Source organism: Streptomyces sp. R-07 (genome assembly GCF_049913175.1).
In the GTDB taxonomy this organism is placed as follows: domain Bacteria; phylum Actinomycetota; class Actinomycetes; order Streptomycetales; family Streptomycetaceae; genus Streptomyces.
On sequence record NZ_CP183978.1, the window covers coordinates 6950903 to 6972427 of the forward strand.

The following is a 21525-nucleotide window of genomic DNA, read 5'->3' on the forward strand; positions in this document are numbered from 1 at the left end:
GCGCCGACTGCCGTACCTCCACCCCGGAAGGGAAGATGATGAGCGTCAAAACCACCTTCGCCAAGATCGGCACCGTGGCCGCCACCGGTGCGGCCCTCGCCGTTCTCGGTTCCGGCTCCGCGTTCGCCGGAGGCAGCGGCCAGCAGCTGCGCTTCTACGACACCGTGGGCTCCACCTATTCCATTCGCGTGGCCGGATGGAACCAGGACGGCGTATACACCACCGCCTGCTTCAGCACCCCCGTCAAGGACAACTACATAGGCGGCTGGTGGTGGAAGGGGGACCTGCACTGGGTCGGCTACCACAGTGAGGGCTGCGTCGGCGACGTCACCGTGTCCGAGCGGCTGGACTACGTCGAGCCGAACCAGGCCGACGACTGGTGGTTCATCCACAGCTAGGGCTCACAGCCCGTGGGGGTGGTGGTCTCCGCTCACGCAGCCGAGACCACCACCCCCACGCGCCGTCTCTGCCCCGGCCGCGGGGCAGGCAGGGGCTTGGCTCCCACAGAGGCAAGCCGTATGGAGGGGCCGGCTTGGCATGCGTGGTCCTGTTTTGAGGGGTGAGTGCGGCTTGCTGGCCGACGGCCTCGCTGACGCCGACACACCCCGCCGTCGCCGCTGTTGCAGGGGGATTGGGCGGAACCCGGGGGTGGGCGTCGGTGGTGGGTGGTCATGTGGGCGAGGGTCTGCTTGGCGCTGTCTGGGCGAAGGCGCCGGCGATGCCTTCAGCAGCTCCCTCGGCCGCTTCGACGGAGCGGGGAATGAGGATCTTCTCGTAAGCGGTGACGGCGTCGTCGACGGCGGCGTGTGCGGCGAGGGCCTGGGCAAGGCCGGCGCCGTCGCGCATGGCGAGGTTCGCGCCCATGCCGGAGAAGGGGGACCGAACGGCTGGAAGCTCCAGCACCGGGGCGCCGACCGGGTGGCCGGCTTCTACCTCGACAGCGACGGCTCGCGCACGTACACGGAGCCTGGCAACGGAGGCCTGAACCAGGTGTGGCACTGATCGCACGGTCCCACCGTCACGGACCAGCTCTCGAACAGGACGCTCACGCCACTGAGCGTTCTGCGGCCCTCCAGCAGCGGCGGCTCGGAGATGCGGGGAGATCGCTTGGGCATGAGCAAGAAGGCTCACCGCCGCGGCCGGGGTTGCCGTCCGTGATTGATCTTCCAGTGTCCACTTTCATGTCAACCTATGTTGACATCACCCAGGGTGTCAACATAGGTTGACGTCATGGGTGGTCAAGTGTTGCTTGCCTACGGGGTGGCTGTCGGCCCTCTCTTCACCGTCGTCTATCTCTTGGCGGGTGCCATGCGGGCGGACTACAAGCCGCTCCGCCATCCCGTCAGCTCGCTCGCCCTTGGCCGTGCGGGGTGGGTGCAGACCGCCAACTTCCTCTTCGCGGGTTTGTTGTCGTTGTTCTTCGCTGTGGGCCTGTGGCGGATCGGGCCTTCCCGCTGGGGTGCGGTGCTGATCGGCGTATGGGCGGTCGGCCTTCTGGGTGCGGGTATCTTCCGGACGGATCCGGTCAGCGGTTACCCTCCCGGCACTCCTGACCAGCTTCAGCGGAGCACTCCTGCAGGGGGTGCGCACGACCTGCTCTCCCTCATCGTGAACTCCGGTGCGGGCAGGCCGTCCCGTGCAGGTTTCGATGACCGCCTCGACAGTCGCCGCCGCCGGCGCTCGCACTCTTCCAGCTCCCTGTCCGGAGCCTGCCCGTGGATCCCCGGCCCGTCTCCCTGGCCGGGGATCGGCGGATGACTGCGTCACACGCAGGCTGGACGCCTGCGGGAACAGCCAGGCGCTGAGGCTGACCTCTTGCTGACCCCTGCCTGGCGTAAGGGTCGCTGACCTGTGATGATGCGGTGTCCACGCGGGTTGTGGTGGAACTTCATCGGCCGCAGCCACGAGGACATCGTCGAGGCCCGCGAGGAGTGGGAGAAGGCCTCCGACCGCTTCGGCGAGGTGGACGGTCACCCCGGCGAGCGCCTCCCCGCCCCGGCCCTGCCCAACGCCCGCATCGCACCCCGAAAGAACCCCGCACGCCGCTGACCCGCGGCTCCTCCCCGTTCCCGAGCTCCACCACACGAAAGGCACTCCCATGACCGAGCAGGCCGCCACCCCCGTCGTCCGGCGGGTCGACCCCCGGCACCGGTACGAGATCCTCGTCGACGGCGAGCGCGCGGGCCTGACGGCCTACCGCGACCGTGACGACCGGCGGGTCTTCTTCCACACCGAGGTCGACGAGGCCTATGCGGGCCAGGGTCTGGCCGCGATCCTCGTCGAGCAGGCCCTCACCGACGTCCGCGCGTCCGGGATGCGCATCGTCCCCGTCTGCCCGTACGTGGCGAAGTTCCTGAAGAAGCACGAGGAGTTCGCCGACATCACCGACCCGGTGACTCCCGAGGTCGTCGAGTGGCTGGACGGACAGCTGAAGCGCTGACCCCCCGTCAACACGACGCACGCGACGGCGAAAGCTTCCCCCGTATGGACCGGTCGCGCGTGCGCGGGCCCGTAGGCCCCCCGACTCGGGGGGCCGAACGGGCGACCGAATCGACGAGCCCCAGGCGCGTCGCTGGCCGACTCCCTGAGGGTTGGCCGGAACCCGGCCGGTCACCTGGATAAACATCATTTCGAGCAAGATCACTGCAAGGAGTTAATGCCCTCGGACTCTCTGAGCGAGGCGGGCTCGGCGGCCGTTACTGTTCCCCGAGATCTGGACGGATTCCCGGATCTTCGCCCCCTTTTATCTTCTTTCACCGGCTTTCTGTGTCCTTGCGCCGATCGCCGCCCTTGCGAAAGAGAGCTCGCTCGATGACCGTTGACGACCGCCCGGACGTACAGCTGGAGCCGCCCCGGCAGTCCAGTCTGAGCACCGCGGCCGCCCGCAACCTCGCCAGCACGACCAAGTCCGCCCCGCAGATGCAGGAGATCAGCTCCCGCTGGCTGCTGCGGATGCTCCCCTGGGTGGAGACCAAGGGCGGCGCCTACCGGGTGAACCGCCGGCTGAGCTACACCGTCGGCGACGGCCGCATCGAGTTCGTCCAGGACGGTGGCCGCGTCCGCGTCATCCCCCGCGAGCTCGGCGAACTGGCCCTGCTGCGCGGCTTCGAGGACGTCGACGTGCTCAACGCGCTCGCCGACCGGTGCGTCCAGCGCGACTTCAACGCCGGCGAGATCCTCGTCCAGCGCGGTGCGCCCGCCGAGCAGATCCACCTGATCGCCCACGGCCGCATCAGCCAGACCTCCGTGGGCAAGTACGGCGACGAGGTCGCCGTCACCACGCTCGCCGACGGCGACCGGTTCGGCGAGAACGCCCTGCTGGACGGCGACGCCGGCTGGGACTACACCGCGACCGCCGAGACCTCCGGCACCCTGCTCACCCTCTCCCGCGCCGACTTCGCGAACATCCTCTCCTCGGCGCCGAGCCTCCAGGCCCACATCCACGAGTTCAGCTCGCTGCCCGACCAGCGGCAGAACAAGTACGGCGAGGCCGAGATCGCGATGTCGGCCGGCCACAAGGGCGAGGCCGACATCCCCGGCGCCTTCGTCGACTACGAGCTCAAGCCGCGCGAGTACGAACTCTCCGTCGCCCAGACCGTCCTCAAGGTCCACACCCGGGTCGCCGACCTCTACAACGGGCCGATGAACCAGACGGAGGAGCAGCTCAGGCTCACCATCGAGGCGCTGCGCGAGCGCCAGGAGCACGAGCTCATCAACAACCGCGAGTTCGGCCTGCTCCACAACGCCGACTTCAAGCAGCGGATCCAGCCGCACTCCGGTCCGCCCACCCCGGACGACCTCGACGAGCTGCTCTGCCGCCGCCGCAGCACCAAGCTCTTCCTCGCCCACCCGCGGACGATCGCGGCGATCGGACGCGAGTGGAACCGCGCCGGCCTCTACCCGGACACCGTCGAGCTCCAGGGGCACCAGGTCCCGGCCTGGCGCGGGGTGCCGATCCTGCCCTGCAACAAGATCCCCATCAGCAAGGAGAACACCAGCTCGATCCTCGCCATGCGTCTCGGCGAGGACAACCAGGGCGTGATCGGTCTGCGCCAGACCGGCCTGCCCGAGGAGTACGAGCCGGGCCTGTCGGTGCGGTTCATGGGGATCAGCGAGCAGGCGATCATGTCGTACCTCGTCACGACGTACTACTCCGCCGCCGTCCTGGTCCCGAACGCGCTCGGCGTGCTGGAGAACGTGCAGATCGCGCGCAGGCGCGACTAGCCCCCGCCCCGCAGGCCACCGTCACCCGGACCACCCGGGCCGGGTCGGCATGCCCGGAGTCCGGGACGGCCCACCCCTCTTTCCAAGGAGTCACGGATGCCCGATCCCGGGCTTTCCCCTCTGCAGTCCAGCCTGCCCGGCGCCGCGGCCCACTTCGGGGCCCATGTCCTCGCCGCCGCGGCGGCCCGCGCCGAGGCCCTCGCCCTCGGGCACCCGCAGGACATCCCCACCGAGGTCCCGGTCGAGGCACCGGCCGGGACGCCCGCCGGAACCGGCACGGAAGCCCCCGTGGCCGAACCCGGCGTCGCCCGGTCGGTCCTGCCCTCCGCGCCCACCCTGCCGTTCGGCACCTCCCCGGTGACGGGGGCCGCGCCCGTGGACGTACACCCGGGGGCCGAAGCGCCCGGCCCGGAGTGGATCCTGCGCGGCCCCACCGGTCTGGGCACGGCGGGCCTCTCCCTCGCCCCGCGCGGTGAACTCCCGGCGGCGGGAGCGCACCTGGAGCCGTCGGCTCCGGCCGACGCCCTCATCATCCCCGGGCTCTACTGGCACCCGGTGCCGGAGCCCGACCCGGTGCGCGTGGCGGAGGTCAGCAGCCGGATCAAGTCCTGGGCGGTCGACGAGGTCCAGCTCTACCCCGACGACTGGGAGGGCCAGTTCGACGGGTTCTCCGTCGGGCGCTACATGGTGGCCTGCCACCCGGACGCCCCGACCATCGAGCACCTCATGGTCGCCACCCGGCTGATGGTCGCCGAGAACGCCGTCGACGACTGCTACTGCGAGGACCACGGCGGCTCGCCCATCGGCCTGGGCGGACGGCTCCTCCTCGCGCACACCGCCCTGGACCCGCTGCATTCCACGGCGGAGTACCAGCCGGAGTGGGCGGAGTCGCTCCACGCGGACGCGCCCCGGCGCGCCTACCGCTCGGCCATGGAGTACCTGGTCCGGCTGTCGACGCCGTCGCAGGCCGACCGGTTCCGGCACGACATGGCCCGGCTGCACATGGGCTACCTCGCCGAGGCCGCGTGGGCCGAGACGGACCACGTGCCGGAGGTGTGGGAGTACCTGGTGATGCGGCAGTTCAACAACTTCCGCCCCTGCCCCACCATCACGGACACCGTCGGCGGCTACGAGCTGCCCGCCGACCTGCACGCCCAGCCGGCCATGCAGCGGGTCCTGGCGCTCGCCGGCAACGCCAGCACCATCGTCAACGACCTGTACTCGTACACCAAGGAACTCGCGAGCCCCGGCCGGCACATGAACCTGCCCGTGGTGCTCGCCGACCGGGAGTCCCTCTCGGAGAAGGACGCCTATCTGAAGGCCGTCGAGGTCCACAACGACCTCATGCGCGACTTCGAGGCCGCGTCCGCCGAACTGGCCGCCGCCTGCCCCGTCCCGAGCGTGCTCCGCTTCCTCCGGGGAGTGGCCGTGTGGGTCGACGGCAACCACTACTGGCACCAGACCAATACGTACCGCTACAGCCTGCCCGATTTCTGGTAAGAACGGATTCATCTGTGACCAACATTGAGCTCCCCACCGTCAACGGCACCTCCGCGTTCGTTCCCGGCCCGGCGACGCCGTACCAGGGAGACATCGCCCGTTACTGGAACTCCGAGGCCAGGCCCGTGAACCTGCGCCTGGGTGACGTCGACGGGCTGTACCACCACCACTACGGCATCGGCGCCGTCGACCACGCCGGCCTCGGGGACGTCGAGGACAGCGAGTACGAGAAGAAGCTGATCACCGAGCTGCACCGCCTGGAGTCGGCCCAGGCCGAGGTCCTCCTGGACCACCTCGGCGTCATCGGCAGCGAGGACACCCTCGTCGACGCGGGCTGTGGCCGCGGCGGTTCGAGCGTCATGGCCCACCAGCGCTTCGGCTGCAAGGTCGAAGGTGTCACCCTCTCCTCCACGCAGGCCGAGTTCGGCAACCGGCGCGCGAAGGAGCTGGGCATCGAGGGCCATGTCCGCGCGCAGGTCTGCAACATGCTGGACACCCCCTTCGAGAAGGGCAGCATCGCCGCCTCGTGGAACAACGAGTCGAGCATGTACGTCGACCTGGACGACCTCATGGCCGAGCACGCGCGCTTCCTGAAGGTCGGCGGCCGCTACGTGACGATCACCGGCTGCTGGAACCCGAGGTACGGCCAGCCCTCGAAGTGGGTCTCCCAGATCAACGCGCACTTCGAGTGCAACATCCACTCCCGCCGTGAGTACCTGCGCGCGATGGCCGACAACCGGCTCGTCCCGCAGGCCGTCATCGACCTGACCCCGGACACCCTGCCCTACTGGGAGCTGCGGGCCACGTCCTCGCTGGTCACCGGCATCGAGGAGGCGTTCATCGAGTCGTACAAGGACGGCTCCTTCCAGTACGTCCTGATCGCGGCCGACCGCGTCTGACCCGACGTACGAAGAAGGGCGGGCCCGTCGTCCGACGGGCCCGCCCTTCGTGTCACGTCATGCGGCGGACACGGTCTCCTTCTCGGCGGCCGGGGTGCTCACGCGCTCGGTACGGGGCGCCTGACCGGCCCGCAGGCCGACGCGGGCGATGACCGCGACGAGCGCGAAGGCCACGGCGCCGATCCCGAAGGTGAGGGTGAAGCCGGACTCGGCGGGCAGCGCCGGGACGCCGGCGGGCAGGTGCTCGATCGTCTTCGAGGCCAGGATCGTGGTGACCACGGCGCTGCCGATCGCGCTGCCGGTGGAGCGGGAGATGGAGTTGATGCCGTTGGCGATGCCGCTCTGGTGGTGCGGGACGCTCGCCATGATGACGGCGGGCATGGCCGCGTATCCGAAGCTGACGGCCGCGCCGACGATCACTCCGGCGCCGATCACCGAGGCGGTGTGGCCGTGGTCGAGGGCGAGCCAGCCGAAGCCCACGGCGCCGAGCGCGGCGGCCAGGGTCAGTGCCGTGCGCGGGCCGCGGTGGCGGACGAGCCTGCCGCCGATCGGCGAGGCGAGCAGGGAGACGATCGCGCCGGGCAGCAGGAACTGCACGGAGGCCCGGAGGATGGACGCGCCGAAGCCGTAGCCGGTGAGGGCCTCGGGCATCTGGACGAGGTACGAGACGCCCAGGAAGTTCGCGAACATGCCGAAGCCGACGAGGATGCCGGCCAGGTTGGCCATGAGCACCGGCCGGTGCACGAACATCCTCATGTCGACGAGGGGCTCGCGGACCTTGAGCTCCGTGAAGACCCAGACGACGGTCATGACGGCCGCGGCGGCGAAGCTGCCGAGGGTGCGGCCGGAGGTCCAGCCCCACTCGTGGCCCTGCGAGATCGGCAGCAGGAGGAGCAGCAGGGTGACGCCGAGGGTCAGCGCGCCGAGGAAGTCGGTGCGGCCGCCGGTCTTGTGGCGGGTCGCGGGGACCAGGAACACGACCGCGAGCAGGGCGATCGCGGCGAAGCCCGTGGCCATCCAGAAGGCGCTGCGGTAGTCGGCGTCGGAGCCGGAGGTGAGCAGGCCGGTGGCGACGAGGGCGAGGCCGCTGCCGAAGGCGAGGGTGCCGCTGACGAGGGACATCGCACCGGGCAGCTTCTGCGGGCGGACCTCCTCGCGCAGCACGGACAGGGCCAGCGGGAAGATCGCGGTGGCGGCGCCCTGGAGGACGCGGCCGAGGATCAGCAGGGGGAGCGAGGTCGCCAGGGCCGCGACGACGGAGCCGGCGACCATGACGCCGAGGACGGCGACCAGGGTGGGCTTCTTGCCGTGCTGGTCGCCGAAGCGGCCGAGCAGCGGGGTGAAGACGGCGGCGGAGAGCAGCGTGGCGGTGGTCACCCAGCTGACGTTCGCGGTCGAGGTGCCCAGGTCGGCGCGGATGAGGCCGAGGATCGGGACCGGCAGGGTCTGCATCATCGACACGACCATGGCGGCGAGGCTCAGGGCGAAGACGACGAGCGTCTCGCGCCTGGGGTCGGCGGGCTGGGTGGTCTCGTGACTCATGTGTGGGTGCCTTCTCGGTGCTTCAGGTCGTAGATCTTTGATGTCATCAAGTAATAGGACGAAGGTAGGCCCCGATGCTTGAGGAGGTCAAGTAAATGCTTGAGGCGGTTAAGTAAACAATTGATAATGTCAAGGATCCTGAGTACGCTCGAACCATGAGCGCGACGACCCCCGAGACGCCCACCAAGCTCCAGCTGCTTGAGCTCCTCGCCGCCATCGGCACGGCCCAGTGGCGGGACTTCGCCGCGGCCGCCGCCCACCACGGGCTGACGTCCACGCAGGCCAAGGTCCTCGCCCAGCTGAACGGCCCGCTGCCGATGCGCGCGCTCGCCACCCTGCTGGTCTGCGACGCGTCGAACGTCACCGGGATCGTGGACCGCCTGGAGGGACGCGGTCTCGTGCGCCGCGAACCCGACGCCTCCGACCGGCGCGTCAAGAACGTCGTGGCCACCGACGAGGGCCGGGACGTCATCCGGCGGGTCCGCGAGGAGATGCAGGCGACCCACGGCGCCCTCGACACGCTCGGCGTGGAGGACAGCGCGACCCTGTACGCCCTGCTCGCCCGGCTGCGCCCGGGCATGGAGAAGAACGCCTGAGCCCGGACGCCGGCGCCTGAGCCCGGACGTGGATGCCGGCGCCTGAGCCCGGACGTGGATGGCGGCGCCTGATCCCGGCATGGAGAAGGGCGCCCGACGGGAGATCCCGTCCAGGCGCCCGTACCCCGTCTCAGTCCCGGCGCTCCCCGAACGCCCTCAGGATCTCCTCCGCCGCCAGGGTCGCCGTCAGCTCGCCGTCCCTGACCCGCCGCTCGAGGGCGGGTGTGACGTCCTGCACCGCCGGGTCGGTGTGCAGCCGCCGGAGGACCTCGTCGCGGACCATCGTCCAGGTCCAGTCGACCTGCTGGTCCTGGCGCTTGGCCGTGAGGCGGCCGGTCGAGTCGAGGAGCGCGCGGTGCTGCCGCAGCCGCTCCCAGACCTCGTCGAGGCCCGCCGACTCCCGCGCGCTGCAGCTCAGGACCGGCGGCGTCCAGGCCGCGTCGGCGCCGTGCATCAGCCGCAGCGCGCCCGCCAGTTCCCGGGCGGCGGCGCGGGCGTCGCGCTCGTGCGGGCCGTCCGCCTTGTTGACGGCGACCACGTCGGCCAGCTCCAGGACGCCCTTCTTGATGCCCTGGAGCTGATCGCCCGTACGGGCCAGGCTGAGCAGCAGGAACGAGTCGACCATGTTCGCGACGGCGGTCTCGGACTGGCCGACACCCACCGTCTCCACCAGCACCACGTCGTAGCCCGCGGCCTCCATCACGACCATCGACTCGCGGGTCGCCTTCGCGACCCCGCCGAGCGTGCCCGCGCTGGGGGAGGGGCGGACGAAGGCCGCCGGGTCGACGGCGAGCCGCTCCATGCGGGTCTTGTCGCCGAGGATCGAGCCGCCCGTACGGGTCGACGAGGGGTCGACGGCGAGCACCGCCACCCGGTGGCCGAGCCCGGTCAGCATGGTCCCGAACGCGTCGATGAAGGTCGACTTGCCGACACCGGGCACCCCGCTGATCCCGATCCGCACGGCTTTCCCGCTGTGCGGCAGGAGCTCGGTGAGGAGCTCCTGCGCGAGGGCCCGGTGCTGGGGGCGCGTCGACTCGACGAGGGTGATCGCGCGGGCGATCACCGCCCGCTTCCCGTCGAGCACGCCCTTCACATACGTGTCGAGACCGATCACAGGCCGTGCCCGAGGTCGGCCGCGAGCCGGGTCACCAGGTCGTGGGCCGCGTCGGGGATCACCGTCCCCGGCGGGAACACGGCCGCCGCACCCATCTCCAGGAGCGTCGCCACGTCCTGCGGGGGGATGACGCCGCCGACCACGATCATGATGTCCTCGCGGCCCTCCGCCGCCAGCTCCTCGCGCAGCGCCGGCACGAGGGTGAGGTGCCCCGCGGCCAGCGACGAGACCCCGACGATGTGCACGTCCGCCTCGACGGCCTGGCGCGCCACTTCGGCCGGGGTCTGGAACAGCGGGCCGACGTCCACGTCGAAGCCCAGGTCGGCGAAGGCGGTGGCGATCACCTTCTGGCCGCGGTCGTGCCCGTCCTGGCCCATCTTGGCGACCAGGATGCGCGGCCGGCGCCCCTCGGCCTCGCCGAAGGCGTCGACCAGGGCCCGGGTGCGCTCGACGTTGGGGGACTCGCCTGCTTCGTTGCGGTACACGCCGGAGATCGTACGGATCTGGCCGGCGTGCCGTCCGTAGACCTTCTCCAGGGCGTCCGAGATCTCACCGACGGTCGCCATCGCGCGGGCCGCCTCCACCGCGAGCTCCAGGAGGTTGCCGTCGCCGCCGGCGGCGCGGGTGAGCGCGGCCAGCGCGTCCTGGCAGGCCTGCTCGTCGCGCTCCTCGCGCAGCCGCTTCAGCTTGGCGATCTGCTGGGCGCGGACGGAGGAGTTGTCGACCTTGAGGACGTCGATCTGCTCGTCCGAGGCCACCCGGTACTTGTTGACGCCGATCACCGGCTGGCGTCCGGAGTCGATGCGGGCCTGGGTGCGGGCCGCGGCCTCCTCCACGCGCAGCTTGGGGATGCCGGCGTCGATGGCCTTCGCCATGCCGCCGGCCTGCTCGACCTCCTGGATGTGCTTCCAGGCGCGCCGGGCCAGGTCGTAGGTGAGCTTCTCGACGTACGCGCTGCCGCCCCACGGGTCGATGGTCCGGCAGGTGCCCGACTCCTGTTGGAGGAGCAGCTGGGTGTTGCGGGCGATGCGGGCGGAGAAGTCGGTGGGCAGCGCGAGCGCCTCGTCGAGGGCGTTGGTGTGCAGCGACTGGGTGTGGCCCTGGGTGGCCGCCATCGCCTCCACGCAGGTCCGCGTGACGTTGTTGAAGACGTCCTGCGCGGTCAGCGACCAGCCGGAGGTCTGCGAATGCGTACGCAGGGACAGCGACTTGGGGTTCTGCGGGTCGAACTGCTTCACCAGCTTCGCCCACAGCAGACGGGCGGCGCGCAGCTTGGCGATCTCCATGAAGAAGTTCATGCCGATCGCCCAGAAGAACGACAGGCGCGGTGCGAACGCGTCCACGTCGAGCCCGGCCTCGCGACCCGCGCGGATGTACTCGACGCCGTCGGCGAGCGTGTACGCCAGCTCCAGGTCGGCCGTCGCGCCCGCCTCCTGGATGTGGTACCCGGAGATGGAGATGGAGTTGTAGCGCGGCATCCGCTGCGAGGTGTACGCGAAGATGTCGGAGATGATCCGCATCGAAGGACCGGGCGGATAGATGTACGTGTTGCGGACCATGAACTCCTTGAGGATGTCGTTCTGGATGGTCCCGGCCAGCTTCTCGGGCGGAACGCCCTGCTCCTCGGCGGCCACGATGTACAGCGCGAGGACCGGAAGGACCGCGCCGTTCATCGTCATCGACACCGTCATCTTGTCGAGCGGGATGCCCTCGAACAGCTGGCGCATGTCGTAGATCGAGTCGATGGCCACGCCGGCCATGCCGACGTCACCGGTGACGCGCGGGTGGTCGCTGTCGTAGCCGCGGTGGGTCGGCAGGTCGAAGGCGACCGACAGGCCCTTCTGGCCGGCGGCGAGGTTGCGCCGGTAGAAGGCGTTCGACTCCTCGGCCGTGGAGAAACCGGCGTACTGACGGATCGTCCAGGGCTGGTTGACGTACATCGTCGGGTACGGGCCGCGCAGGTACGGGGCCATGCCCGGGAGCGTGTCCAGGAAGTCCAGGCCCTCCAGGTCCTGCCCGGTGTAGAGCGGCTTGACGGCGATGCCCTCCGGGGTCTCCCACAGCAGGTCGTCACCGCCCGCCGCCTTCTTCACGGCGGCGCGCCACTCGTCGGGCCCGCCGTCGGCGGTGGGCGCCCCGAGCTCGATCCCGGAGAAATCGGGGATGGACATCAGGACACTCCCATGCGGTCGAGGGCGGTGGAGAGCAGGGCGACGGCGTCGCAGCCGGCGAAGACGTACGAGTCGACACCGGCGTACGAGGCGGGGCGCCCGGCGAGGAGGACGTGCCCGGCCCCGGCCGCGCGCAGCTCCCCGGCGGCGGTCTCCGCCCCCTCCTCGTACAGCGCGTCGCTGGAGCAGAGGCAGGCCTCGACGGCGCCGCTCTCCTCGAACGTGCCTTCCGTGACGGCCTCGATGCCGCCCGCCTGGAAGAGGTTGGCGGCGAAGGTGAGCCGGGCCGAGTGCGCGGCCGCCGGGCCGAGCGCGGCCAGGTAGACGCGGGGCCGGGCGCCGGTCGCCGCGAGGTGGGCGTCGGAGCGGGCGCGCAGCGCCTCGTACGCCTCGTCGCGCCGGACGCGGGGGAGTCCGCCGGAGAGCGGCTCGGGCGCGGGCGCGCGGTCGACGGGCTTCTCCGCGAGGTGCGGGAACTCGCTGACACCGGTGATCGGTTCGCGGCGGGTGGCGAGCTTCCTGCTGCGCGCGGCCCAGGTCTCGGCGAGCCGCTCGCCGATCGTGCCGGAGCGCAGCGCGGCCTCCTGGCCGCCCTCGCGCTCGATGCTCTGGAAGAAGTCCCAGGCGGCGTGCGCGAGTTCGTCGGTGAGCCGCTCCACGTACCAGGAACCGCCGGCCGGGTCGATCACCCGGGCCAGGTGGGACTCCTCGATGAGGACGGTGGAGGTGTTGCGGGCGATCCGGCGGGCGAACGCGTCCGGCAGGCCCAGCGCGTCGTCGAAGGGCAGCACGGTGACGCTGTCGGCGCCGCCCACTCCGGCGGCGAGCGTCGCGATGGTGGTGCGCAGCATGTTCACCCAGGGGTCGCGGCGCGTCATCATGACCGGCGAGGTCACGGCGTGCTGGCGCTGCGCGCCCGCCTCCGGGGCTCCGCAGGCCTCGGCGACGCGGGCCCAGAGGCGGCGCGCGGCACGCAGCTTGGCGATCGTCAGGAACTGGTCGGCGGTGGCCGCGTAGCGGAACTCCAGCTGCCCGCAGGCCTCCGTGACGGTCAGTCCGGCCTCCGTCAGGCCGCGCAGGTACGCGACGCCGGTCGCGAGGGAGCAGCCCAGCTCCTGCGCGGCCGAGCCGCCGGCCTCGTGGTACGGCAGGGCGTCGACGGTCAGGGCCCGCAGCCCCGGGTAGCCGTCGGCGCAGCGGCGCGCGAGACCGGCGACGGACGCGAGGTCGTACGCCGGGCGGCCGGTGCGGGCCTGGTGGCCCAGCGGGTCCGCGCCCAGGTTGCCCCGGGCCGTCTCCGGGGCGACGCCCCGCTCCTCGTACAGCCGCAGCAGCCGCTCGGCCGCCGCCTCGGTCTCGTCGCCCGCGTCGAGGACGACGGGCGCGAGGTCGAGGTAGACGCCTTCGAGGACGCCGTCGAGCGAGGACACCGGGAGGCCGGTGCCGCCGACGCCGAGCCAGAGGGAGGTGACGCCGTTCTCCAGGTCGGAGAGGACGGCCTCGTTGTCGGCCGTCACATGGCGCTGGCGCACGTCCCAGCCACCGGTGGTGTTGCCCTCGGCGCGCCCGCCGCGCACGAAGGGTGCGAAGCCGGGGAGGCCGGGGTCGGGCGCGGCGTCGCGCGCGGTGTACAGCGGGCGGGTGCCGAGGCCGTCCTCGAGCAGGGTGGACAGGGCGTCCTCTGCGGCGGCGCCGGATACCTCCTTGCCCGACTTGCGCAGGACACCCGCCACGAGGTGTTGCCACTGCTCATGTGGCGCGTCTGGGAATTCGGACGCCAGGGAGAGCCCGTCGTCAGGCAGGACCGTCATGGCTCGGATGCTAGGGGAGATCGACAAAGGATCAGGAGGGCGTACGACTGTGACCTTCTTCTCTTCGCTCCATGAGTTAGGTTAGGCTCGCCTAAGTGGAGAGCCGAGGCGTCTCCGTCATCTCACCCCGGGAGAACGTGCATGCGTCCCTTCAGCACCCACGCCGCGCGGCCCACGCCCGCAGAACGCGTCCGGACGATCCTGACCGCCGCACAGTCGATGACCGTCGTCACCGACGGACTCCACGAGGAGGTCCACCGCCTCGACGGCACCGGGCCGATGGGGCACCTCCACCTCCACGACCCCTCCGAGGACTGCCCCGCCGGGCGGACCGCGCGCATCCCCGTCCGCCTCGAACTCACCGACATCGCCCCCACCCCCGTCCGCCGGCGCGTGCGCGCACGCCTCACCCTGACGGGACTGCTCTCCGCCCCGTACACCTCGGAGACGACCACGAGCACCTGCGTGGAGTTCGGCCAGGCCCTCCTCCAGGACGACGAGGGGCGCACCTTCGTCACGCTCGACGAGATCCGGGCCACCGAACCCGACCCGATGGCCACGTCCGAGGCGACCATGCTGACCCACCTCGCCGACCGCCACGCCGAACTCGTCCCCCTGCTCCTCCGCCTCGTGCGGCCGCGCCCCGACCGGGACATGGTCCGCGCCCTGCCCCTCGCCCTCGACCGGTACGGCCTCACCCTGCGCCTCGAACACCGCACCGGCCACCACCAGGACGCCCGGCTGCCCTTCCCCACCCCCCTCACGGACATCGACCAGGCGGGGCCCCGGATCCACGCCCTGCTCACCGCCGCCCGCCGCGCCTCCCACCCCGACCACCTGCCGACCTGAGGCCGGCGGACCCGCCCGCGACACCCTGCCCGCCGAGATGCCGGAGCGCCCCGGCAGGCGCACCATGGACGGCGTAGGCCCGCACGACGTCGGTGCCGGAAACCGCTCGGGGACTTCCCTATCCGTACACGGCCACGCCATGAACGCAGGAAGCCCGGCCCAGGGCCGGTCAGCACCCGCCAAAGGCGTCCTCTACCGACTCGGTCACTGGTGTGCCCGCCACTTCCTCGTCGTCATCGCCCTCTGGCTGGCGGCCGTCGCAGGACTCCAGATCACCGACCGGGCCGTCGGCGGAATGTTCTCCGACGACTTCGCGCTCCCCGGAGTGCAGTCGGCCGAAGGCCTCGACGTCCTCAAGGCGCACGATCCCGCCGCCGGCGGCTACAGCGCCCAGGTCGTCCTGAACGACCCCTCCAAACCCCTCACTCAGGAGTCGTCCGCGGTCAACTCCGCCGTCGCCGCCCTGGCGAAGCTCCCCGACGTCATCGGGGCCCAGAACCCGCTGCCGCCGCCCGGGACCACCCCGCCCGCCCTCCCGGCCGGGACGCCCAACACCGGCCCGCTCTCCACGGACGGCAAGACCGCCTACATCACCGTCCGCTTCAGCGTGGCGCCCTCCACCCTCGGCACCGACTACCTGAACGGCGTCGACGCCGCCGTCCAGCCCCTCCGGGACGCCGGCGTCGACGTCGAATACGGCGGTTCGCTCGGCGAACTCGCCCGGCCGACGGCCGACGACCGCAGCAGCGAGGCCATCGGCTTCGCCGTCGCCATCGTCGTCCTCCTCATCGGCTTCGGCAGCGTCATCGGCGCCGTCATGCCGCTGGTCACCGCACTCCTCGGAGCGGTCTGCGGGCTCGCCCTGCTCGGCCTGATGGCGGCCGCCTTCACCTTCGGCACCGTCTCACCCACCCTGGCCACCATGATCGGCCTCGGCGTCGGCATCGACTACGCGCTGTTCCTCATCACCCGCCACCGCCAGAACCTCATGAACGGCAAGGACCCCGCCGAGGCGGCCGCCCTCGCGACCACCACCAGCGGCCGCGCGGTCCTCGTCTCCGGCTGCACCGTCATCATCGCCCTGTCCGGCCTCTGGGTCTCGGGCGTCACCTTCATCGGCAAACTCGGCCTCGCGGCCGCCTTCACGGTCGTCACCGCCGTCATCGCCGCGCTCACCCTCGTCCCGGCCATGCTCGGACTCGTCGGCCGCCGGATCGACCGCTACCACGTCCGCAAGCCCGTGGCGGAGACCGACGCCGAGCCCGGAGCACCCGCGCACGGCACCTGGCACCGGTACGCGCAACGGGTCGAGAGGCGCCCCTGGTGGTTCCTGACCGGCGGCGTCCTGGTCCTGCTCGTCCTGGCGTTCCCCCTGCTCTTCATCCAACTCGGCCACATCGGCGACGGCGCCGACCCCGAATCGTTCACCGACCGGCGGGCCTTCGACCTGATCTCCACCGCCTTCGGCCCCGGCGTGAACGGGCCGCTCACCGTCGTCGTCGACCAGTCGGCCGTGCCATCGGCCGACCGGGCCGCCCTCGCCACCCAACTCCAGCAGTCGCTGACGGGCGTCCCCGACGCCGCCTTCATCACCCCGCTGCAGGCCACCTCCGACGGTGACGTCCTCGTCGGCACCGCCTACTCGGTGGCCTCCCCGCAGGACGAGAAGACGACCGAACTGACCAACCACCTGGTCGACGACGTCCTCCCGCAGGCGGTGGCCGGAACCGACGCGCAGACCTACGTCACCGGGAACACGGCCGCCCAGGTCGACTTCCTCGACATCGTCTCCAGCCGCCTGCCGCTGATCATCGCCGTCGTGGTGGGGCTCGCCTTCCTCGTCATCCTCATCGTCTTCCGCGGACTCCTGGTCGCGGTCAAGGCGGCCGTGCTCAACGTGCTCTCCATCGCCGCCTCGTACGGCGTCGTCGTGGCCGTCTTCCAGTGGGGCTGGGGCGGCCCCGCGCTCGGCGTCAACGGCAAGGTGCCCATCGAGAGCTACGTGCCGATGATGATGTTCGCCATCGTCTTCGGCCTCAGCATGGACTACGAGATCTTCCTGCTCTCCCGCGTCCGCGAGGCCTGGCTGCGCACCGGGGACTCGAAGGCCAGCGTGGCCCACGCCCTGGAGATCACCGCCCGCGTCATCACCTGCGCCGCACTGATCATGGTCAGCGTCTTCGCGGCCTTCATCGTCTCGGACAACATCGTCGTCAAGATGCTCGGCCTCGGCCTCGCCGCCAGCGTCCTCATCGACGCCACCGTGGTCCGCCTGCTGCTCGTACCCGCCGTGATGACCCTCCTCGGCAGCCGCGCCTGGTGGACACCGACCTGGCTGGACCGGATCCTGCCGCACCTGGACACCGAGGGCGAGGAGAGTCACGACGTCGTCGAGACCGCCGGAAGGAGCTGACCCGGCGGCTCAGCCGCGCGACAGCTCGCCGAGGAGCTTCCAGGTGCGGCGGCGGTCGTCCTCGCCGCCCAGGTCCGTCGCGGTGAACACCACCTCCGTCGCCCCCGCCTCGCGGTAGCGCCGCACCTCGGCGGCGACGGTCTCCTCGTCCCCGATCACGGCCACCTCGGCCGCCCGGCCGGCGCCGGACAGCTCGATCGCGCGCTGGTAGGAGGGAATCCGCTCGTAGAGCGCGAGCGCATCCGCCGCCTTCTGCCGCACGCCCTCGGGGTCGGCCGTCACCACGCCCGGCACCAGGGCCACGATCCGGGGCGCGGGCCGGCCCGCCGCCTCCGCGGCGGCGGTCACCGCCGGGACGACGTGCTCGGTGAGCGCACGCGGACCCGCCAGGAACGGCAGGATGCCGTCGGCGAGTTCACCGCTGACCCGCAGGGCCTGCGGGCCCATCGCGGCGACGAGCACCGGCACGGGCGGCCGCGCCCCCGGGACGGCCGCCGGGTACGGGGTCGTCGCGGTCAGCAGCTCGCCGTGGAAGTCGGCCTCGCCCGTCTCCAGGAGCGGCCGCAGGGCCGTGAGGAACTCCCTGAGGAGCCCGATGGGCCGCTGGTACGGGAGGCCGAACCCGGTCTCGGTCAGGTGCCGGGTCCCGAGGGCGAGCCCGAGGTGGTAGCGGCCCCCGGTGGCGGCCTGGGCGGTCTGCGCCTGGCTGGAGACGAGCAGCGGATGGCGGCCGAAGACCGGGATCGCGGACGTCCCCACCTGAAGGCCGGGCACCTCGCGACCGACGATCGCGGCGAGCGAGGGCGAGTCGTACGCGAAGGACTGGCCGAACCACGCCGAGTGCAGACCGGCGTCGTACGCCTCCCTCGCGAGCCGCACCGTGTCGTCGATCGGAAGCTGCCGGCCGGTCGAGCTGAGCGTCACTCCAAGAGTCATGCACTCGGCAACCGGCCGTCGCGGCACCGCCATTCCCGTTTCCGTGTGAACAGCATGTGGCGGCCGCGTCCGCCGGACCGGACTCCGCGATGAGGCGCAGGGCGGTTCCGCGACGATGCGCGGGAACGGGCTCCGCGATGAGGCGCAGGGCGGCTCCGCGACGATGCGCCGAGCGGCTCCGCGACGATGCGCGGGACCGGGCACCGTGACGAGGCACAGGACCGGTCTCCGCGATGATGGCGGACATGAAGACTCTCGCCGAGGTGGACGAACTGGCCGACCGCGCGCACGCCGGACAGGTCGACAAGATCGGCGTCCCCTACATCGCCCACGTCCGCGCGGTCGCCGCCGGCCTGGAGCCGATCGGCCCGCACCTGGCCATGGCCGGTCTGCTGCACGACGTCATCGAGGACACGGAGTGGACGTCGGAGCGGCTGCGCGCCGCCGGCATCCCCTCCCGGGTCGTCGCCCTCGTCGAAGCCGTCACCAACGACCCCGACACGGCCTACGAGGAGAAGCTCCGCCGGATCGCGCGGGACCCCGAGGCGGTCCTCGTGAAGATCGCCGACAACGCGCACAACAGCCGCGCCGACCGGGCCGCCGCCCTGCCGCCCGAGCAGCGGGAACGGCTCGCCGCCAAGTACCGCGCCGCCCGGGACGTGCTGTGGCCGGCGGCCGACCCCGAGCGGATCGCGACGATCCTGCGCGTGGTCAACCCCGGCCTCCTGCACGAACTGGCCACCCGCTGACGGGAGTCGCGCCCGCGCCGCTCAGCTCGTCCGGCCGGACAGCCAGCCGCCCAGCTCGGTGGGGCGGTTCGTGATGACGCCGTCCACCCCGAGCGCGTCCAGGGCCTTCCAGCGCGCCGGGGCGTCGACCGTCCACACGTTCACGGCCACACCGGCCGCGTGCAGGTCGCCGACCAGTCCCGGACGGGTGGCGAGCGCGGCGTCCGCGACGTTGTACGCGGCGAGGTCCAGATCCCGGGCGAGCGCGACGGGATCGGCGTCCAGGGTGCCGCGCAGCAGGCCGAGCGGCAGCTCGGGCGCCAGCTCGTGGGCGTACCGCAGGGACGGGATGTCGAAGCTCTGGACGAAGACCCGCTCCGTCATGCCCTGGTCCCGGACCTCCCGGACGATCCGGGCCACCTCGGCGCGGCTGTGCCGGCCCTTGATCTCCAGGAGCAGCTTCCCGCCGCGCTCCCTGAGGTCCGCGAGCTGGGCGGCCAGGGTCGGCACCCGGGTGCCGGTGTAGGCGGGGGCGAACCAGGAGCCGGCGTCCAGGGCGTCGAGCTGGTCGGCGGTCAGCGAGCGTACCGGGCCCGTGCCGTCCGTGGTCCGGTCGACGGTCGTGTCGTGGAGGATGTACGGCACGCCGTCCTTGCTGGGCTGGACGTCGTTCTCGATCCAGACGGCCCCGCCCCGCCGGGCCACCTCGTCGGAGACCAGGGTGTTCTCGGGCGCCGCGGACGGGGCGCCCCGGTGGGCGATCACGGTCAGCGGTGCCCCCGCCGCGCGCATCCAGGGGCTCGCCGCCGCGGCGGCCTCCGCCACCGGGCGGGGCGCGGACCGCGAGGGCGGTGCGGCGACGACGAACACGGTCGCGAGCCCCGCGACGACGGTGGCCACGGCGACCGCTCCGGCGGTCGTGCGCCGTCGGGTCCGGGCGGCGGGCGGTTGAGCGTCTCTCATGTCCGCCCACCCTAAGGGGTGCCCCGTCGATCGGGCCGGGCTCGTGGCGACACGACCGGCGGCGCCAGCCCTTCGCCGGAACGGTCCGGGCTGCGGCGTGGTGGGGACGTGCCCGGAGCCGTGCCGTCGGGGACCGCGGCCGGGCGCGCGGAGTCGGGGGACTCATGGAGACGGGCGGGGGGCGTGCGGCGGCCGGGACCGGAACGCCGGCGCCCGACGACCGGGAACAGGGACGGCAGGCGCGCGGCCCCTGGGAAAGGGCCGTGCCGGGCGGCCGGCACGGCCCTTCCCCGTCCTCGATCAGGCCCCGTCGGGCGCGTGCAGCTCGCCCGAGCGCGCCACCCGCGCGTACCAGCGGGCGCTGGACTTCGGGGTGCGCTCCAGGGTGTCGTAGTCCACCCGGACCGCGCCGAACCGCTTCGCGTAGCCGTACGCCCACTCGAAGTTGTCGAGCAGCGACCAGAGGAAGTAGCCGCGCACGTCCACCCCGTCCGCCATCGCCCGGTGCACCGCCTCCAGGTGCGCGTGCACGTAGGCGGCGCGCTCCGGGTCGTGCACCGAACCGTCCGGACCGACCACGTCCTCGTACGCCGCCCCGTTCTCGCTGATCACCAGCGGGAGACCGGGGTACGCGGCGGACACCCGGCGCAGCAGGTCGTACAGCGCGCTCGGGTCGACCGCCCAGCCCATCGCCGTCGGCTCGCCCGGCGCCCGGTGGAAGGCGACCGCGTCCGCGCCGGGCCACGGCGAGTGCTCGCTGTTGCCGTGACCGTCGTCCTGCGGCTTCTCCGCGCCCTCCGGGACGTGCGAGACCACCGTCGGCGTGTAGTAGTTGATCGCGAGCAGGTCCAGCGGCTGGTTCGCCGCCGCGGTGTCGCCGTCCCGGACGAAGGACCAGTCGGTCAGGTGCGCGGTGTCGGCGAGCAGGTCCTCCGGGTAGGCGCCCTCCAGCATCGGGCCCAGCCAGACCCGGTTGCCGACGGCGTCGATGCGGCGGGCCGCGTCCAGGTCCTCGGCCGAAGAGGTCAGCGGCCTGATCTCGTGCAGGTTGAGCGAGACCGCGAGCTGCCGGTCCGTCGGCAGCGAGGCACGCAGCGCCTGCACCGCGAGGCCGTGCCCGAGGTTGAGGTGGTGGGCGGCGCGCAGCGAGGCCACCGGGTCGGTGCGGCCCGGGGCGTGCACCCCGGAGCCGTACCCCAGGAAGGCGCTGCACCAGGGCTCGTTGAGCGTCGTCCACCGCTTCACCCGGTCGCCGACGGCACCGGCGACGATCCCCGCGTACTCGGCGAACCGCTCGGCGGTCGCCCGCTCCGGCCAGCCGCCCGCGTCCTCCAGCTCCTGCGGCAGGTCCCAGTGGTAGAGGGTCAGGGCCGGCTCGATCCCGGCGGCGAGCAGCTCGTCGACGAGCCGCCGGTAGAAGTCGAGACCCTGCTGGACGGCCGGGCCCCGGCCGGTGGGCTGGACGCGGGACCAGGAGACGGAGAACCGGTAGGCGTTCAGGCCGAGTTCGGCCATGATCGCGACGTCCTCGCGGAACCGGTGGTAGTGGTCGACGGCCACGTCACCGGTGTGGCCCTCGAAGACCCTGCCGGGGGTGTGCGAGAAGGTGTCCCAGATGGAGGGGGTGCGGCCGTCCTCCGCCGCCGCTCCCTCGATCTGGTACGCGGCGGTGGCGGCGCCCCACAGGAAGTCGGCGGGGAACGAGCGGGTGGCGGTGAGCGGCCGGGTTTCGGACGCGGTCATAGGAGGGGGCTCCCAACACGGGTACGGGGTCGGTAC

18 protein-coding genes and 1 pseudogene are annotated in these 21525 nt (G+C 72.0%); 11 read left to right on the top strand and 8 right to left on the bottom strand.

Going from position 1 to position 21525, the window contains the following annotated elements; all coding sequences use genetic code 11:
• Positions 1–38: 38 nt before the first annotated feature.
• Complete coding sequence (locus tag ACN9M0_RS31840; RefSeq protein WP_426404633.1) at positions 39–398, top strand: hypothetical protein; 360 nt, start codon at positions 39–41, stop codon at positions 396–398.
• A 271-nt stretch (positions 399–669) separates the two neighbouring features.
• Here ACN9M0_RS31840 and ACN9M0_RS31845 read toward each other — a convergent pair whose 3' ends face one another.
• Positions 670–864 carry a hypothetical protein gene (locus tag ACN9M0_RS31845; RefSeq protein WP_366038923.1) on the bottom strand — a complete coding sequence of 65 codons (195 nt, stop codon included), beginning with the start codon at positions 862–864 and terminating at the stop codon, positions 670–672.
• 366 nt (positions 865–1230) lie between these two features.
• On the opposite strand from ACN9M0_RS31845, the gene ACN9M0_RS31850 reads away from it, so the two are divergent.
• The 6 genes and pseudogenes from ACN9M0_RS31850 to ACN9M0_RS31875 all read left to right on the top strand — a co-directional run bounded on the left by ACN9M0_RS31850 (position 1231) and on the right by ACN9M0_RS31875 (position 6623).
• A complete protein-coding gene (locus ACN9M0_RS31850; RefSeq protein ID WP_366038924.1) occupies positions 1231–1758 on the top strand; it encodes a DUF998 domain-containing protein in 528 nt (175 codons plus the stop codon).
• A 117-nt stretch (positions 1759–1875) separates the two neighbouring features.
• Positions 1876–2049, top strand: a pseudogene (locus tag ACN9M0_RS31855) (pirin family protein); the annotation flags it as partial.
• Positions 2050–2098: 49 nt separating this feature from the next.
• Positions 2099–2440 (top strand): GNAT family N-acetyltransferase, encoded by a 342-nt coding sequence (locus tag ACN9M0_RS31860; RefSeq protein ID WP_366038925.1) that lies wholly within the window; start codon positions 2099–2101, stop codon positions 2438–2440.
• A 371-nt stretch (positions 2441–2811) separates the two neighbouring features.
• Positions 2812–4224 (top strand): family 2B encapsulin nanocompartment shell protein, encoded by a 1413-nt coding sequence (locus ACN9M0_RS31865; RefSeq protein ID WP_366038926.1) that lies wholly within the window; start codon positions 2812–2814, stop codon positions 4222–4224.
• Positions 4225–4320: 96 nt separating this feature from the next.
• Positions 4321–5724, top strand: a complete 1404-nt coding sequence (locus ACN9M0_RS31870; RefSeq protein ID WP_366038927.1) for a family 2 encapsulin nanocompartment cargo protein terpene cyclase — start codon at positions 4321–4323, stop codon at positions 5722–5724.
• A 23-nt stretch (positions 5725–5747) separates the two neighbouring features.
• A complete protein-coding gene (locus ACN9M0_RS31875) occupies positions 5748–6623 on the top strand; it encodes a geranyl diphosphate 2-C-methyltransferase (RefSeq protein WP_366038985.1) in 876 nt (291 codons plus the stop codon).
• 57 nt (positions 6624–6680) lie between these two features.
• Here the strand turns inward: ACN9M0_RS31875 and ACN9M0_RS31880 are convergent, their stop codons facing one another.
• On the bottom strand, positions 6681–8165 hold the full coding sequence (locus tag ACN9M0_RS31880) for an MFS transporter (RefSeq protein ID WP_366038928.1): 1485 nt from the start codon (positions 8163–8165) through the stop codon (positions 6681–6683).
• A 155-nt stretch (positions 8166–8320) separates the two neighbouring features.
• On the opposite strand from ACN9M0_RS31880, the gene ACN9M0_RS31885 reads away from it, so the two are divergent.
• Complete coding sequence (locus ACN9M0_RS31885; RefSeq protein ID WP_366038929.1) at positions 8321–8761, top strand: MarR family winged helix-turn-helix transcriptional regulator; 441 nt, start codon at positions 8321–8323, stop codon at positions 8759–8761.
• 130 nt (positions 8762–8891) lie between these two features.
• On the opposite strand, the gene meaB is transcribed toward ACN9M0_RS31885, so the two are convergent.
• The 3 genes from meaB to ACN9M0_RS31900 are packed head-to-tail and all read right to left on the bottom strand — an operon-like array spanning position 8892 to position 13857.
• Positions 8892–9875, bottom strand: a complete 984-nt coding sequence (gene meaB / locus ACN9M0_RS31890; RefSeq protein WP_426404634.1) for a methylmalonyl Co-A mutase-associated GTPase MeaB — start codon at positions 9873–9875, stop codon at positions 8892–8894.
• Entirely contained in the window at positions 9872–12046 is a 2175-nt protein-coding gene (gene scpA, locus ACN9M0_RS31895) for a methylmalonyl-CoA mutase (protein WP_366038931.1), read from the bottom strand. The genes meaB and scpA overlap by 4 nt, the downstream gene beginning before the upstream one ends.
• The gene (locus tag ACN9M0_RS31900; RefSeq protein WP_426404635.1) at positions 12046–13857 is read right to left on the bottom strand and encodes a methylmalonyl-CoA mutase family protein; all 1812 of its coding nucleotides are present in this window, start codon (positions 13855–13857) and stop codon (positions 12046–12048) included. The genes scpA and ACN9M0_RS31900 overlap by 1 nt, the downstream gene beginning before the upstream one ends.
• Positions 13858–13998: 141 nt before the next feature.
• Here ACN9M0_RS31900 and ACN9M0_RS31905 point away from each other — a divergent pair, with 141 nt between their 5' ends.
• Both ACN9M0_RS31905 and ACN9M0_RS31910 read left to right on the top strand, forming a co-directional pair.
• A complete protein-coding gene (locus ACN9M0_RS31905) occupies positions 13999–14706 on the top strand; it encodes a DUF2470 domain-containing protein (RefSeq protein WP_366038933.1) in 708 nt (235 codons plus the stop codon).
• 139 nt (positions 14707–14845) lie between these two features.
• Positions 14846–17119 carry an MMPL family transporter gene (locus tag ACN9M0_RS31910; RefSeq protein ID WP_366038934.1) on the top strand — a complete coding sequence of 758 codons (2274 nt, stop codon included), beginning with the start codon at positions 14846–14848 and terminating at the stop codon, positions 17117–17119.
• A gap of 9 nt (positions 17120–17128) precedes the next feature.
• On the opposite strand, the gene ACN9M0_RS31915 is transcribed toward ACN9M0_RS31910, so the two are convergent.
• Complete coding sequence (locus tag ACN9M0_RS31915) at positions 17129–18055, bottom strand: LLM class F420-dependent oxidoreductase (protein WP_366038935.1); 927 nt, start codon at positions 18053–18055, stop codon at positions 17129–17131.
• Between the two features lie 245 nt (positions 18056–18300).
• Between ACN9M0_RS31915 and ACN9M0_RS31920 the strand changes: the two genes are divergently transcribed.
• Entirely contained in the window at positions 18301–18804 is a 504-nt protein-coding gene (locus ACN9M0_RS31920) for an HD domain-containing protein (RefSeq protein ID WP_399697028.1), read from the top strand.
• Positions 18805–18825: 21 nt separating this feature from the next.
• Here ACN9M0_RS31920 and ACN9M0_RS31925 read toward each other — a convergent pair whose 3' ends face one another.
• Both ACN9M0_RS31925 and ACN9M0_RS31930 read right to left on the bottom strand, forming a co-directional pair.
• Positions 18826–19746 (bottom strand): glycerophosphodiester phosphodiesterase, encoded by a 921-nt coding sequence (locus tag ACN9M0_RS31925; protein ID WP_366038938.1) that lies wholly within the window; start codon positions 19744–19746, stop codon positions 18826–18828.
• A 300-nt stretch (positions 19747–20046) separates the two neighbouring features.
• Entirely contained in the window at positions 20047–21489 is a 1443-nt protein-coding gene (locus ACN9M0_RS31930; protein WP_366038939.1) for a GH1 family beta-glucosidase, read from the bottom strand.
• Positions 21490–21525: the final 36 nt, after the last annotated feature.

Coding starts and splice junctions, on each gene's coding strand:
- ACN9M0_RS31840 (WP_426404633.1), top strand. CDS start 39: ATGAGCGTCAAAACCACCTTCGCCAAGATCGGCACCGTGGCCGCCACC.
- ACN9M0_RS31845 (WP_366038923.1), bottom strand. CDS start 864: ATGGGCGCGAACCTCGCCATGCGCGACGGCGCCGGCCTTGCCCAGGCC.
- ACN9M0_RS31850 (WP_366038924.1), top strand. CDS start 1,231: ATGGGTGGTCAAGTGTTGCTTGCCTACGGGGTGGCTGTCGGCCCTCTC.
- ACN9M0_RS31860 (WP_366038925.1), top strand. CDS start 2,099: ATGACCGAGCAGGCCGCCACCCCCGTCGTCCGGCGGGTCGACCCCCGG.
- ACN9M0_RS31865 (WP_366038926.1), top strand. CDS start 2,812: ATGACCGTTGACGACCGCCCGGACGTACAGCTGGAGCCGCCCCGGCAG.
- ACN9M0_RS31870 (WP_366038927.1), top strand. CDS start 4,321: ATGCCCGATCCCGGGCTTTCCCCTCTGCAGTCCAGCCTGCCCGGCGCC.
- ACN9M0_RS31880 (WP_366038928.1), bottom strand. CDS start 8,165: ATGAGTCACGAGACCACCCAGCCCGCCGACCCCAGGCGCGAGACGCTC.
- ACN9M0_RS31885 (WP_366038929.1), top strand. CDS start 8,321: ATGAGCGCGACGACCCCCGAGACGCCCACCAAGCTCCAGCTGCTTGAG.
- scpA (WP_366038931.1), bottom strand. CDS start 12,046: ATGTCCATCCCCGATTTCTCCGGGATCGAGCTCGGGGCGCCCACCGCC.
- ACN9M0_RS31900 (WP_426404635.1), bottom strand. CDS start 13,857: ATGACGGTCCTGCCTGACGACGGGCTCTCCCTGGCGTCCGAATTCCCA.
- ACN9M0_RS31905 (WP_366038933.1), top strand. CDS start 13,999: ATGCGTCCCTTCAGCACCCACGCCGCGCGGCCCACGCCCGCAGAACGC.
- ACN9M0_RS31910 (WP_366038934.1), top strand. CDS start 14,846: ATGAACGCAGGAAGCCCGGCCCAGGGCCGGTCAGCACCCGCCAAAGGC.
- ACN9M0_RS31915 (WP_366038935.1), bottom strand. CDS start 18,055: ATGACTCTTGGAGTGACGCTCAGCTCGACCGGCCGGCAGCTTCCGATC.
- ACN9M0_RS31920 (WP_399697028.1), top strand. CDS start 18,301: ATGAAGACTCTCGCCGAGGTGGACGAACTGGCCGACCGCGCGCACGCC.
- ACN9M0_RS31925 (WP_366038938.1), bottom strand. CDS start 19,746: ATGAGAGACGCTCAACCGCCCGCCGCCCGGACCCGACGGCGCACGACC.
- ACN9M0_RS31930 (WP_366038939.1), bottom strand. CDS start 21,489: ATGACCGCGTCCGAAACCCGGCCGCTCACCGCCACCCGCTCGTTCCCC.